The sequence below is a fragment of the Allorhizobium ampelinum S4 genome (assembly GCF_000016285.1).
GTDB classification, from domain to species: Bacteria; Pseudomonadota; Alphaproteobacteria; order Rhizobiales; family Rhizobiaceae; genus Allorhizobium; species Allorhizobium ampelinum.
Genome location: NC_011988.1, coordinates 511554 through 525347, shown reverse-complemented (window position 1 = coordinate 525347; position 13794 = coordinate 511554). Strand labels below are relative to the sequence as shown.

Genomic DNA, 13794 nt, shown 5'->3' with positions numbered 1-13794 from the left:
GGGCATGTTAAGCTCGGTTCGGTACATAATGAGCCTCGAAAAAATCCGCTGTCAGATCGGCGACGTGCCGATGCTGCCGGTCCATATGGATCATGTGATAGCTGTCCCGCAGCCAATGCAGTTCGCGCGGCCCGCCAAGATGCGACGAGATATATTGGGCATGGCTTGGGCTGCTGACATCATCCTCAAGCGAATGAACGATCAGCGTCGGGGTCTGCATAGACGGCAGCCGGGCTTTCAGCACCCGCCCAAGCTTGTCCATTTCCACCAATCCCTTGCCGGGGAAGCTCTCCAACACGCCGTCGCCACTCATGGCGGCAATCTTGTTGCGCAGCCGGTCGTCCTTGATGCCGAGCGAGCGGGTTTCGTGAAACCTTAGCCGGTCCAGGAAGGGGATCTTCGCCAGCCAGCGGATATTGCGGGCCATGAAATTGTAATGGCGGGGAATGTCCCAGCCATCGTAATGAAAACAGGGCGAATAGATGGCCGCCGCACGCAGGGTCAGCGGCTGGCGATCCGCCGCCATCAGCGCCAGCTTTCCACCGGCGCAGATACCAGCGGCGAAGGCTGCGTCGACCCGTGAGGCCAGAACCTGCCCGGCTTCCTCGACGCTCTCAAGCCAATCCTGCCAGCGCGTCTTGCGCAAAGCCGCTTCGTCCTTTCCATGCCCTGCCAGCAGCGGGGCATAGACCGAATATCCGCGCCGGTGCAATTGCCGGGCGACCAGCCGCATTTCCGCAGGCGCCCCTGTCAGACCGTGAACAAGGAGGATGCCGCTGCCATTGCTTCCTTCCTGATAAAAGGAAAGCGCATCGGTGCTCATCGGGTACCCTCCCCCGACAAGGTCTCTTTGGCCAGGTTCTCCTTGGCAATGAAGCCGAGCGCGTGGCAGGTGCTGATCACATGGGTTCCGGCCTTTTCCTGCTCATCCTTGATCCGGTCATGCAGCAGCGGCAATTGCGTCCAGTGGGTTTTGGGCCGGTAATGATGTTCGGCGTGATAGCCATTGCCGAACCACAGCCAGTTGTAGAAGCTCTTGTAACTGCTGACGCCCCAGGCAATCGGCTCGTCCGGGTCGCCGTGCAGATGCTCGTAGTAACCATTGAGAGACGACAGGCAATTGCCGAGATAATAGAAGGGCACGAGGAACAGCGTCGCCTTCCAGTCATAGGCCAGGGCCGCCAGCGCGACGACAATGAAGGCGATCAGTTCGATCCGCCCCCACTTGGCTTCAAATGGCCGCTTGGCAGCGATAGCCCGATGGATTTCGCCCAGATCATCCCGGAAGAAGCTCAGAAAGGTGTAGGAAAACACATTTTCCGGCTCGCCATTCTTGCCATGCTTGTAGATCGACAGCAGATCGACGGTCTTGCCGCTCTCATCCGGCCGGTCGCTATTGCCGGAATGGTGGCGCATATGGACCCAGTGATAATAGGTCTGAGAAAAGCCAATGGTGATCGATTCCAGCAGGCTGAAGGCATAATTCATCCAGCGCGGCTTGAAATAAGGCGTGTGGATGAAGTTATGGGAAATGCTATTGATGTTCCAGGAAATCGACAGCGCATAAATACAGGCAAGCACGAAGGAGAGCCACAGCGGCCGGCTCTCGAACCCGGCGATCAGATAGATATTGAAGGCCAGATGCAGCAATGCTGCTGCGACAGACACACTATCCCATTTCGAATAGGCAAAGAGTTTCATAGTCCTGTTGCTCCGACACAGACCACACCGGCAGTCACAAGCGCGACCCCGACGGCATGGCGAAGGTTGATGGATTCCTTGAAGATCACCGCACCGGCAATCGTGATGGTGGCATAGCTCATCGCCATGATCGGAAAGGCGACGGACAGCGAAACACTGGCCAGCACCCGGCTCCAGGCCAGCAGTTCGATCAGCCAGAAGCAGATCCCGGCCCAGACGACAGGCCGTAGCACCATCTGTCTGGCATCGCCCGCGCCTGCCCCTTTTTTGAAGCAGATCTCACGGCCTGTCTCCGTCAGGATGCAGAACAGGATCAGCGCCAACATCGACAGATCAAGCCCTTGTTTCATCGCATCTGCTCCCCGAACACATCCAGCAGCGCGAGATTGGCGGAACTGTTGATGGTGCAGATCTGCGGACTGGGACATGTATGGCGGGGTTGATCGATCAGGATCTCGCCCTTTTTCAAAAACCGGGTCCAGAGAGTGCCGCTATAGTCTGGACGGGAATAATCCCCCGTCACATCAGCGCCGATAATCCGATAGCGCTCACCAATCGCGCTGATGATCGATAGGACATAGGGCATCTGCATTTGCCCCTGGTCCCAATTGGTCACCGCATCGCCCTGAACCAGAACATCCTTGTCCAGAGTGATGTAGACGCAGTCGGTCTGAATGCTGGCCAGCAACCGGTCGATGAAATTCATCTCGCCGATTTCGGCGATGGTTTGCCAATAAAGGTCACGGGCATGCTGCCTGTAGGATTGCCCGGAACCGTAACTGGCCTTCACCCGGCTAGGCGGATGTGCGTACGGGTAAAGCTCCAGCCGTCCGCTGGTCAGCAGGTCGAGATTTGCGCCCTTACGCTCCGGCGTCTCCAGATCATTGCTACAGACGCCGATGGTGATGACTTTATCGACCTGCGGATTGGCAAGGGTACGGTTGACCCAGGAACCACAATGCATGCCGCCATCGAAATGCACCCAGTCCGGGTGATTGTCGATATGAATGACCGTCACGCGCTCGCTGCGGCGTTCCAAGGCCTGATCAATCAGCAGTGATGTGACGTGGTGAAAATCGCCCGACCCCATGAAGCAGAGGCGCGGCTCGGCAGACCCCTGCCGTCCCGCTTGGCTGATCTTGCGCCACAGCGTGTCGAGCGCGGCTTGCCGCCCCCAGAGACGCACAGCCCTGCCGCTTTGCTGTTCGTTGAGTTCATGCGCGCCTGCCATTTTGCAGGTGCGCATGAACTCAGGCTGCAACTCCAGCGCGTCATCGAGGTGAAGAAGCAGGAGTTGCACGGCTCTATCTCCGTGCAGCGCGGGTCAGCAGCTGATCGAGCAGGGTGAGGGCCAGATCGATTTCGCTGTTGCTGATCATCAGGTTGGGAGCCAGCGTGATGACGTTCTTATGGTAGCCGCCGACATCGAGCACCAGACCATAGGTCTTGCCATCAACAACCATATCGCCCTTCATGCCCTCGTCCGACATCCAGTCGAGTGTTGCCTTGTCGGGGGTAAACCCGTCTTCCTTGCAGATTTCCATGCGGAGCGCGAGGCCGAGACCATCGACATCTCCGACGATGGCATGACGCTTTTCGAGAACCTTCAGACCATCCAGGAAGCGGGCGCCTTTTTCCATGACGCTGGCGCCAAAATCACCCTCGCCGACCATTTTCATGGTTTCCAGCGCAACGGCGGTGCCCATTGGATTGCTGGCGAAGGTCGAATGGGTCGAGCCGGGCGGGAAAATCGTCGGATTGATCATTTCCTCGCGCGCCCAGATGCCGGACAGCGGGTTGAGACCATTGGTAATGGCCTTGCCGAATACCAGAACATCAGGCGACACGCCGAAATGCTCGATCGACCAAAGCTTGCCGGTGCGGTAGACGCCCATCTGGATTTCATCGACGACCAACAGGATACCGTGGTCATCAAGCACTTTCTTCAAGCCGGTGAAGAAATTCATCGGCGGAATGACGTAGCCGCCGGTGCCCTGGATCGGCTCGACATAGAAAGCGGCATATTCGGATTTACCAGCCTTGGGATCCCAGACACCGTTATATTCGCTTTCAAACAGGCGGGCGAATTTCTGTACGCAGACCTCACCATATTCCTCCTTCGACATGCCTTTCGGGCCGCGGAAGTGATAGGGAAACTCGATGAACTGAGCACGGTCGCTGAAATGGCCGTACCGGCGACGGTAGCGATAGCTTGAGGTAATCGCGCTCGCGCCGAGCGTGCGGCCATGATAACCGCCCTCGAAAGCGAACATCAGGCTTTTGCCACCGGTGAAATTGCGCACCAGCTTCAGCGAATCCTCGACAGCCTGGGAGCCGCCGACATTGAAATGCACCCGGCCCTTATGGCCAAACTTCTGCTCGGCATCGCGGGCAATCAGTGCGGCCAGTTCGACTTTTTCGCGGTGCAGATATTGGGATGCCACCTGCGGAAGCTGATCGAGCTGCCGATGGGCCGCATTGTTCAGCCGCTCGTTGCGATAGCCGAAATTGACGGCGGAATACCACATTTGCAGGTCGAGAAACGGCGTCTGGCTGGCATCGTAGACGAACGAGCCTTCACAACCTTCGAAGAATTTCGGCTTATCCGTATAGTGAACGGTGTCGCCGTGAGAACAATAGAGGTTTTCGAGTTCTCTCAACTCGTCTTCTGAAGGCGAGACGACGGGCGGTTCGGCAATCTTGAGCGTTGCACGCATATGCTTGTTTTCCCTAAGCTATTTTTGATGCAGGAACAGTGGTCACAGCAGCACCAGCCCCAATCGCCAGGGACTTGGTCTTCAAGGTCTTGAGTGCGGCTGTGATATCGGTGAAATCGCGGTAAGCGATGAAGGGGATCCGGTTTTCCTGGCAATGGACCGCCAGTTTGGATTTGGCGAAGATCAGCTTGGCGGCATGGCTGGAGACGCAGAAATCCGAGCGGCCATCGCCGATATAAATGTGATCCGCATCGCCGGAGCGGATGACATTGCATTTGCAGACACCCGATCCGGTGACGCAGTTTTGGCTGGCAAAGGGGTGGTCGAGGTCGAAAACCGTCGGGTTACCGCAGGAGGGCTCCAGCATGCGGTTGGCAACCACTTCGATATCGGTGATGCCGTGATGGCTAAGAACACGGCGAATGAAATAATCGACACCGTCGCTGACGATGGTCAGGCGGATATGGTTCTGGAGGCAGAACCGACGAAATTCAGGAAAGCCAGCGTCGATTTCGACCTCACCGAGAAACCGGTCGATCTCATGCCGATAGGCCTGAAGCAGACGGATCTGAGCCCGCATGCATTCAGCGGAGTTGATTTCTCCCGCTTCCCATTGTTGTTCGATATCGGTCCATTCAGGCAGGGCGAACCGCTCCAGGACGAGGTCAGTGACGTCCTGTTTCGATATCGTGCCGTCAAAATCGCAGAAAGCTTGCATGGTGGTTCCTTCAATCTGTGAAGGAACCCTAGAACCGCGAACTGAAAGCTGGATTAGACGAAAATGAAGTGAAACTTAAATGTCGATTTTTTTGCCAACCAGCCTTGGGGTGTCTTCGTTGACTTAAAAATTATACTTTATAATCATTTATTTGCATCCTATGACTGCAACCTGCCGATCAAGCCGCAGTGAGCGTCCCCGCTGGCACAAGCAGGTCCATGCGCAAGCCATAGCCCCAGTCCGGCACACCCAGTTCGATATCAACCGAAAGGCGGCCCGCAATTGCCGCAGCAATGGCAAGGCCAAGCCCGGTCCCCTCGCGCTCTGTTGTCGGCAACCGGTAGAATTGCTGGAAAACCTTGTCGCGATGCTGAACGGGAATGCCCGGTCCGCTGTCATTAACTGAAACGCACCAGTTGGGGCCCTTAGCCTTGATCCTAACCTCGATTGCACCGGCATCCGGCGAATATTTGATGGCATTGTCAACGATATTGTCGATCATCATTCGCAACAAGGTGCTGTCGGTGGCCACCAGCGCCTCTTCATCGCCGGAAAGCTCGACCTGCAAGCGTCTATCGTTGAAGACCGGCCCGAAATCCGCCAGCACCTTGGCAACCAGATCGAAGAGGTTCGTCGGTTGCAGGTTCAAGGGCTGGTGACTGACGCGGGCCAGATTGAGCATCTGCTCAATCAGATGCATCGCCCGTTCATTGCTGGCGGTCAGATCCTTCATCAGCGCCTGACGCTCTTCCTCCGAATCCGACCGCTCGATCAATTGCAGCAGCAGCTTTATGCCAGCCTGCGGCGTGCGCAACTGATGGGCGGCGAGATCGGCAAAGCGGCGCTCAAGCGTCAGGGATATACGCAGCTTTTCCATGAACTGATTGAGCGAGCCGACCAGCGGCACAAGATCGCGCGGCAAACCATCGGTGGAAATTGCCGACAGGTCGTCCGGCGTCCGTGACCTTATCTGGCGGACAAGCACCCGGATATGGTTGAGGCCGTTATGAATGACGAACCACACAACAATGGCGATGGCCGGCACCAGGATCATCAATGGAAAGGACAGATTAAGAATAATATTGGCGACCAACCCGTCGCGCAGCGCCATTTTCTCGGCAACTTCAATGGTGACAGGAGAATTGGGAATCGGCAGGGTATAAACCCGCCAAGTCTCACCGTTTAGCTTGAAATTGGAAAAGCCGCGTTTGAATTCCGGGACGGATTCAGGAAAGGAATTGCTGCTGACCATGACCAGGCGGCCATTCTTCCAGGCCCGGAAGGCGTGGGCATCGGCGTAATCATCCGCATCTTCGTTCAGGGACAGCTGGTCGTCCATGTTGAAATCCAGATCGGGGATCTGGACAATCGGCTTGTCCGAATTCTTGGCCAGCGGATGATTGAGCAGGACCCAAAGCGTGTTGGCGTCGTTGATCAACTCCGCATCATAGATATTTTCAATCTCGCGGTCGGCGCTTCGATACGCAAAGGCGCCGACAAGCGCGATTGTAATGATCAGCGTCGGCAGAATTCTCAGGAACAGTCTTTGACTGAGTGTCACGTGTCACCGCTCGACCATATAGCCGACGCCTCTGATGGATTTGATGAAATCAGCGCCCAATTTTTTGCGCAGACTGTAGATCGTCACTTCTATCGTATTGCTCTCCACCATCGCCGAAATATCGTAAAGAGCGTATTCGATATCGCTTTTGGTGACGTAGCGCCCAGCACGCTCCATCAGCAGCTTGAGCAGATGGAATTCCTTGCCAGCCACATGCAGGGGCGTGCCGTTCTGGCGAGCGATCATCGCGGAAGGGTCAAGCTCGACATTGCCGCAACGGATCAATGTCTCGGTGCGCCCTTCATACCGGCGGGCGAGCGCTCGAACACGGGCCAGAAGCTCGTCCAGATCGAAAGGCTTCACAAGATAATCGTCGGCCCCTTCATCCAGTCCCTCGACCCGTGAGCGGATACTGTCAAGCGCCGTCAGCAGCAGGACCGGAACCTTGTTACCGCTGGCGCGCAAGGTTCGAACCACCTCGAAACCACTGGCCTTCGGCAGGTTCACATCCAGAATGACAACGGCATAGTCATTATCCTGAATGGCCAGCAGCCCGGATTCGCCATCCCGCATCAGGTCCACGCCATAGGCGTGTTTCTCAAAGGCCTTCTTCAGGGAAGAGCCCAGAATGACGTCGTCTTCGACCACCAGAATCCGCAATGCCGATACTCTCACATATGCCGTGCCCGGCACAGAAACGTCCAAACGTCCGCGCCAGGCCAATCGCGCATTCTACTGCACAGTTTGCGCTGCAAATCGAGTCACATTTGCGCAAGGACCTGGATCGGGACAGGGTCTTCGCCTTTCGTGAGTCCCTTCAGCGAACGCCCGCCAGATCCAGTTCCGCGGCACGATGGCAGCGCACGGCATTGTCGCTGCCAGCTAGCGCTTCCAGTTGCGGCTCCACCTGGCGGCAGATATCGGTGGCATAGGGACAGCGGGGATGAAAGACACAGCCGGACGGCGGCTTGGCGGCATTGGGGATTTCACCCTTGAGGATGATCCGCTTCTTGGCGGCATTGGCGCGGGGATCGGGCTGCGGCACAGATGACAGCAAAGCCTCGGTATAGGGATGGCGCGGCTTGTCGAACAGGCTTGCCGTATCGGCAATTTCCACCAGCCTGCCGAGATACATGACGCCGACGCGGTTGGCGATATGCTCAACCATTGACAGGTCATGGGTGATAAACAGATAGGTGAGACCAAACTGCTCCTGCAAGTCCTGCATCAGGTTGACAACCTGGGCCGCGACCGAGACATCCAGCGCCGACACGGCTTCATCGGCGGCGATGAAACTCGGATTGACGGCAAGCGCCCGGGCAATGCCGATGCGCTGACGCTGACCGCCAGAAAAGGCATGCGGATAACGGCTCATGAATTCGGGACGAAGACCAACAAGCTTCAGCAGCTCCGCCACCCGGTCCTCGATTTCGGACCTCGCCACCTTCTTGTTGATCAGCGGCTCACCGATAATCTCCAGCAACCGCAGGCGCGGATTGAGCGAGGAATACGGGTCCTGAAAGATCATCTGGACCTCGTCACGCAATTCGCGCATCTCGGCATTGCCCGCCTTGGCGATATCGATCAGCGAACCATTGCGGCGGCGGAATGTCACCCGGCCCTCGGTGGCCGGAAAAGCCCGCAGCAGCAGCCGGGCGACGGTGGATTTGCCCGAACCGCTCTCGCCGACCAGTCCCAGGGTCTCGCCTTTGCGCAACTGAAAACTGACATTCTCCACCGCACGCACGGCGCCGGTCTGGCGTCCGAGAAAGCCGGAATGAATCGGAAAATGTTTCTTCAGATCGGCGACATCCATCAGGAGGTCAGGCGCCATGGATAGCTCCGTCATTGGGCGACACTCCCTGCTTGCATCGCTTCCGCGACAACATGACAACGGGCCATCCGCTCGTCATCGATCCGGGTGACGGCTGGGTAGATCCGGCGACAGTCCCCATCTCTGGCAAGCCCGCATCTGGGGTGAAACACGCAACCGTCAGGCAGGTTGAAGGGATCGGGGATCATGCCAGGAATGGTGTTCAGCCGGTGTTGTTTTGCGGCTCCAAGCCTTGGGATGGAATTGAGCAATGCCCGCGTATAGGGGTGTTTCGGATCGTAGAAAATATCCTCGGTCCGGCCGGTTTCCACGACATTACCGAGATACATCACCGAGACCCGGTCAGCGATATCGGCAACCACGCCGAAATTATGGGTGATGAAGATGATCGACATGCCAAGCTCGGCCCTCAACTCCTTCAGCAAATCAAGGATCTGCGCCTCGGTGGTGACGTCCAGCGCCGTTGTCGGCTCGTCAGCAATCAACACCTGAGGACGGCAGGCGAGCGCGATGGCGATCATGGCGCGCTGGCGCATGCCGCCGGAAAGCTGGTGCGGATAGCTGCGCATCATCTCATCGATGCGCGGCAGCCGGACCATATCGAGCACTTCCCTGGCACGTTTTTCGGCATCCGCCTTGCTGCCTTGGCTGTGCAGCAGGATCGGCGTCATCACCTGATGGCCAATGGTGTGTACCGGCGACAATGCCGTCATCGGCTCCTGAAAGATCATGCCAATCCGGCCACCGCGCAGGGCGCGCATATCGCGGCCATTGCGATCCAGCTTGGCGATGTCGGTTGTCTTGCCGGGAACGCCATTGAACAGGATCTGGCCATCGGAAATCTTGCCAACCTTGGGCAGCAATTGCATGATTGCCCGCACCGTAATCGATTTTCCAGAACCACTTTCTCCAACGATACCCAGCACCTCACCCGGCATCAGTTTCAGGCTGACGCCATCGACTGCCCTGACCACACCTTCACGGACCTGGAAGTGAACCTTGAGATTATCGATCTCGATAACAGGCTTTTCGCTCTCTGGGGGCATGTCTTCACTCATTTGCTATAGGGATCGGCTGCATCGCGCAGGCCGTCACCAAGGAAATTGAAGGCAAGGACGACAATGACGATGGCCGCCCCCGGTGCCAGCAACCAAGGCGCCTGCGAGATTGTTCGCAGGTTTTGAGCCTCTTGCAGCAGCACACCCCAGCTGACCACCGGCGGACGCAGGCCAAGACCGAGAAAGCTCAATGCCGTCTCCCCAAGGATCATGTCCGGCACCGACAAGGTCAGCGCCGCGATGATATAGCTGGTCATCGACGGCAGCATGTGCCGGGTGATGATCTTCGCTTCAGATGTCCCGCAAAACCGGGCCGCCAGCACGAAATCCTCGTTTTTCACCGACAGGAACCGGCCCCGTACGGTGCGGGCCACATAGGTCCAGCCGATCAGCGACAACAGCAGTGTCACGAGAAAATAGACAAACAGCGGGTCCCAGGTGATCGGCAGGGCGGCAGCAAGCCCCATCCACAGGGGGATGGTCGGAATACAGCGCAGAAATTCCATGCCGCGCTGGACGATATTATCGGTGATCCCGCCGAAATAGCCCGAAATCGATCCCAGCGTCAGCCCGAGAACGAAGCTGACGGCAACGCCGATCAACCCGACAGATAGCGAGATGCGCCCGCCATAGATCAGCCGCGACAGCACATCGCGTCCCAGCGTATCGGTGCCGAGCAGGTTGATTTTGTCCTGCCCCGCAGCACCGAACAGACGCAGGTTCCCCTCGATCAAGCCCCAGAACCGATAGGTCTGTCCCTGGACGAAAAATCGGATCGGCACGATCTTCGACGTATCCGGCTTGTACATCGGCCTCAAGGTTACGGGATCGCGGGTGCGGGTCGTCGCATAGACGAAGGGGCCGTGGAAATTTCCTTCCTCGTCAAACAGATGCAGTGCCTGGGGCGGTAGTAATGTCGTGCGGGCATTGCCCTGGAATGCATCATAGGGTGCCGTGAATTCGGCTAGTCCGGTGACCAGATAGGCCAGGATGAGGATAATCCCCGAAACCATCGCCACCTTGTGGCGCTTGAACCGCCACCACATCAATTGCCGGGGGCTGGCCTGGTAGAGTTTTTCCGCGCGCCCCGCTTCGGGTCGGGACTCATCCATGTCGTTTACGGTCAGATCGGTCATGGTCTGCTCCTATCGGTAGCGGATGCGCGGATCGGAGATCGCCAGCAGGATATCGGACACAATGGTGCCGAGGATGGTGAAGACGCCGAGAATGAGGATAAAGCTTCCCGACAGATACATGTCCTGGCTTTGCAGCGCGCGCAGCAGCAGAGGTCCGGTGGTCGGCAGGTTCAAGACCACGGATGTGATGACATCGCCGGAAATCAGCGCTGGCAGAGCCCAGCCGATTGTGGAAATGAACGGGTTGAGCGCCACCCGCACCGGATAGCGCCAGATGACGCTCCATTCCGTCAGGCCCTGCGCCATCGCGGTCTCTACATAGGGCTTGTTCAGCTCGTCCAGCATATTGGCGCGCACGATGCGGATCAGGCCAGCCGCACCGCTGGTCGAAAGCACCAGCAGCGGAATCCACAAATGGCCGAGCATGTCGGCGACCTTGGCGATGCTCCAGGGCGCATCCTGCATCTGCGGCGAAAACAACCCGCCGACATTCATGCCCATCCAGGAATAGGCAAGCCACATCAGGATCAGGGCCGAGAGGAATTCCGGAAAGCCTCGACCGAGGAAGCCGAACACGGTGAAGAAATAGTCGAGGAACGAATATTGGCGCGCTGCGGCATAAACACCAATCGGGATGGCGATCACCCAGGTCAGCAACAGGGATGAAAAGGAGATTGCCAGCGTCAAGGCCAACCGGCCCCAGATCAGGTTGGAGACTGGCTGGTTATAGGTCAAGGAGGTGCCGAAATCACCGTGCAGAACGATATTGCCGATCCACTGCGAATATTGCTCATACATCGGACGATCCAGGCCGAGCTGATGGCGCAACCGCTCCTCAGTGCCCTCAGGCGGCGTATCACCATTCGCCCGCATTTCCGCGACAAGCGCTGTGGCGTAATCGCCTGGAGGCAGCTGGATGACCGTGAAGGCGGCGATGGAAACCAGTACCAGCATGGGAATGGCCCAGGCAAACCGGTTCAAGATATAGGATGTCATCACTTACTCTCGACAGTTGGCGTCGTTCACTCGTGTCTCTGGCAACCTTGTCTCTGGCAACCGTGTCTCTGGTAATCCAATTGCTTGCCGGTGGCCTGCCGTTCAGCAGACCACCGGCACCGATCACTTCTTGAAGAACAGCTGCGCGGGAATGGCATTGCCTTCATTGCGCAGGGCTTCTTCGTTGGTCATCACATCGGGGAAATTGCCGATCTTGTTGTTGACGACGAAGGGCGTGACAGATTCGCCGACAAGACCAATCATCCAGACATTGTCCTTCATGACTTTGATCATGTCCTTCATATGCTGGTTGGCTTCATCAACAGTCTTGGAGCTTGACGCGGCGGTCCAGGCATCAAACAGCTTGCGGATCGGGTGATCCTTCGGCGGCTCCGTGCCGCTCTTGCCAGCGGAATTATACCATTCGAAATAAGCGTTGGCGTAGGATTCGCGGCCAAGCAGCAGGGTCGGATCGGCCTGCGGCATCAGCAACCGGTCAGCATAGGCGGTGATGATATCGAAATTGCCGGATTTGATATGCTGAAGGCTGGCGGTTTCATCAACCGAACGGATCAGCCCTTCAATGCCGATCTGCTGCCATCCCTGACGGATAACCTCAACCATCTCAGGCGGAATATTCTCGTCAATCGTCTCGATCACCAGGCTGAGGCGCTTGCCATCCGGCCCGGTGCGGAACCCGTCGCTACCCTTTTTCAGGCCGATTTCGTCCAGCAGCGTATTGGCGCGATCAATATCGAGACCGGTCCACTTGGTCTCGAATTCGGGGTCGTAATAGGGCGATCCCTTGGCTGGCGCGGCAGCTCTTGGCATGGCCAGACCGGAAAACACTGTCTCGTTGATGGCTTCGCGGTCAATCGAGATGCTCAACGCTTCGCGAAAGCGAATATCGTCAAACAGCTTGCGTTTCACCTCGTCGGTGTCGTTGATATTGGGGATAATCGCCAGGTTTTCACCGCTCTTCCAAGGATGAACGGTGTAATTGCCCGCCTGTTCGTTTTCCTTGAGCAGCGGATAATCCCGCGCTTCAACAAACCGCGACTGGAAGTCGATCTGGCCCTGAACGATCATCAGGTTGACCGCCTGATGGTCCTGGAAAAGCTTTGCCTCGATCCGGTCGATATAGGGAAGCTGGTTGCCAGCCTTGTCGGTTGCCCAATAATAGGGATTACGCTCAAAAACGATGGTGCTGGCCGGTGGCGGCGTCACGACCTTCCAGGCGGTCACGACAGGCAGATCCGGGTTCAACCACCAGGCCTGGATCACGCCTTTCAAATCCCAGAGCGCCCGCCAATTGGGCACACCCTTGGCCTTGACGATGGCATCCAGCTCTGCCGGTGTGCTGTATTTCGGCAGGAATTTCTTCAGATAATGGGCTGGCTGGATAAAGCTCGGCTTGTCGAGGCCCGGCCATCCCGTCGATTGAACCGCCAGAACATAGGGAAACAGCGCGTAAGGCTGGGCGAAGCTGACCTTGAACGTATGCGCATCGACAATGTCGAGTTTCATCGGCTTGCCGCCGGAAAACAGGAAGCCGGGAGGGCTGGGATTGAGATCGGTATTGAGGAACAGATCCTCATACCAGAATTTCACATCTTCCGTGGTGACCGGTACGCCATCGGACCATTTCATGCCATCGAGCAGCGTGAAGGTAAATTCGGTTGAATCGGCATTGGCCGACCAGCTTTCAACGAAACGCTGCACCAGATCGACCTTGCCGTCGGACGATTGCTGCAACTTCAAGGCCCGCTCTTCGATCAGCTTGGTGGACCCCATGCGATCACCGATGCCGCTATAGGCACGCCGGAGCGTGCCACCATAAGTGCCGATCTCGTTATAAACAGGGATGATGGCAGGCTTCTTGGGAAGGCGCTGTTCGACCGGCGGGAGCTTGCCCGCATCGACCTGGCTCTTCAGCATCGGCGCTTCGCCGAACGCATAGGCATTGCTCAGCGACAGCATGACGCCAAACCCACCGCCAACCCATTTCAAAACGCTTTTTTGCATCGAATCTTCCTCCTGATGGCCACCGGTGAACGCAAGCTTTGGTTCACG

Annotated in this window: 13 protein-coding genes; all 13 read right to left on the bottom strand. The window is 57.3% G+C overall.

Going from position 1 to position 13794, the window contains the following annotated elements; translation table 11 throughout:
- Nucleotides 1-7 precede the first annotated feature (7 nt).
- Entirely contained in the window at nucleotides 8-823 is an 816-nt protein-coding gene (locus tag AVI_RS19625; protein ID WP_012653878.1) for an alpha/beta hydrolase, read from the bottom strand.
- The gene (locus AVI_RS19620; RefSeq protein ID WP_012653877.1) at nucleotides 820-1701 is read right to left on the bottom strand and encodes a fatty acid desaturase family protein; all 882 of its coding nucleotides are present in this window, start codon (nucleotides 1699-1701) and stop codon (nucleotides 820-822) included. Before AVI_RS19620 ends, AVI_RS19625 begins: the two co-directional genes overlap by 4 nt.
- The gene (locus AVI_RS19615) at nucleotides 1698-2051 is read right to left on the bottom strand and encodes a DMT family transporter (protein WP_012653876.1); all 354 of its coding nucleotides are present in this window, start codon (nucleotides 2049-2051) and stop codon (nucleotides 1698-1700) included. The genes AVI_RS19620 and AVI_RS19615 overlap by 4 nt, the downstream gene beginning before the upstream one ends.
- Nucleotides 2048-3001, bottom strand: a complete 954-nt coding sequence (locus tag AVI_RS19610) for an arginase family protein (RefSeq protein WP_041698501.1) — start codon at nucleotides 2999-3001, stop codon at nucleotides 2048-2050. The genes AVI_RS19615 and AVI_RS19610 overlap by 4 nt, the downstream gene beginning before the upstream one ends.
- Before the next feature lie 4 nt (nucleotides 3002-3005).
- Complete coding sequence (locus AVI_RS19605) at nucleotides 3006-4418, bottom strand: aspartate aminotransferase family protein (RefSeq protein ID WP_012653874.1); 1413 nt, start codon at nucleotides 4416-4418, stop codon at nucleotides 3006-3008.
- 13 nt (nucleotides 4419-4431) lie between these two features.
- A complete protein-coding gene (locus AVI_RS19600) occupies nucleotides 4432-5136 on the bottom strand; it encodes an MtnX-like HAD-IB family phosphatase (protein WP_012653873.1) in 705 nt (234 codons plus the stop codon).
- A 178-nt stretch (nucleotides 5137-5314) separates the two neighbouring features.
- The gene (locus tag AVI_RS19595) at nucleotides 5315-6697 is read right to left on the bottom strand and encodes a sensor histidine kinase (protein ID WP_012653872.1); all 1383 of its coding nucleotides are present in this window, start codon (nucleotides 6695-6697) and stop codon (nucleotides 5315-5317) included.
- Nucleotides 6698-6700: 3 nt separating this feature from the next.
- The gene (locus tag AVI_RS19590) at nucleotides 6701-7357 is read right to left on the bottom strand and encodes a response regulator transcription factor (protein ID WP_012653871.1); all 657 of its coding nucleotides are present in this window, start codon (nucleotides 7355-7357) and stop codon (nucleotides 6701-6703) included.
- A 157-nt stretch (nucleotides 7358-7514) separates the two neighbouring features.
- Nucleotides 7515-8546 (bottom strand): ABC transporter ATP-binding protein, encoded by a 1032-nt coding sequence (locus tag AVI_RS19585; protein ID WP_012653870.1) that lies wholly within the window; start codon nucleotides 8544-8546, stop codon nucleotides 7515-7517.
- Complete coding sequence (locus AVI_RS19580) at nucleotides 8543-9577, bottom strand: ABC transporter ATP-binding protein (protein ID WP_041698499.1); 1035 nt, start codon at nucleotides 9575-9577, stop codon at nucleotides 8543-8545. The genes AVI_RS19585 and AVI_RS19580 overlap by 4 nt, the downstream gene beginning before the upstream one ends.
- 8 nt (nucleotides 9578-9585) lie before the next feature.
- The gene (locus AVI_RS19575) at nucleotides 9586-10725 is read right to left on the bottom strand and encodes an ABC transporter permease (protein WP_012653868.1); all 1140 of its coding nucleotides are present in this window, start codon (nucleotides 10723-10725) and stop codon (nucleotides 9586-9588) included.
- Nucleotides 10726-10734: 9 nt separating this feature from the next.
- The gene (locus tag AVI_RS19570; protein WP_012653867.1) at nucleotides 10735-11721 is read right to left on the bottom strand and encodes an ABC transporter permease; all 987 of its coding nucleotides are present in this window, start codon (nucleotides 11719-11721) and stop codon (nucleotides 10735-10737) included.
- Between the two features lie 123 nt (nucleotides 11722-11844).
- On the bottom strand, nucleotides 11845-13746 hold the full coding sequence (locus tag AVI_RS19565; RefSeq protein WP_012653866.1) for an ABC transporter substrate-binding protein: 1902 nt from the start codon (nucleotides 13744-13746) through the stop codon (nucleotides 11845-11847).
- Nucleotides 13747-13794: the final 48 nt, after the last annotated feature.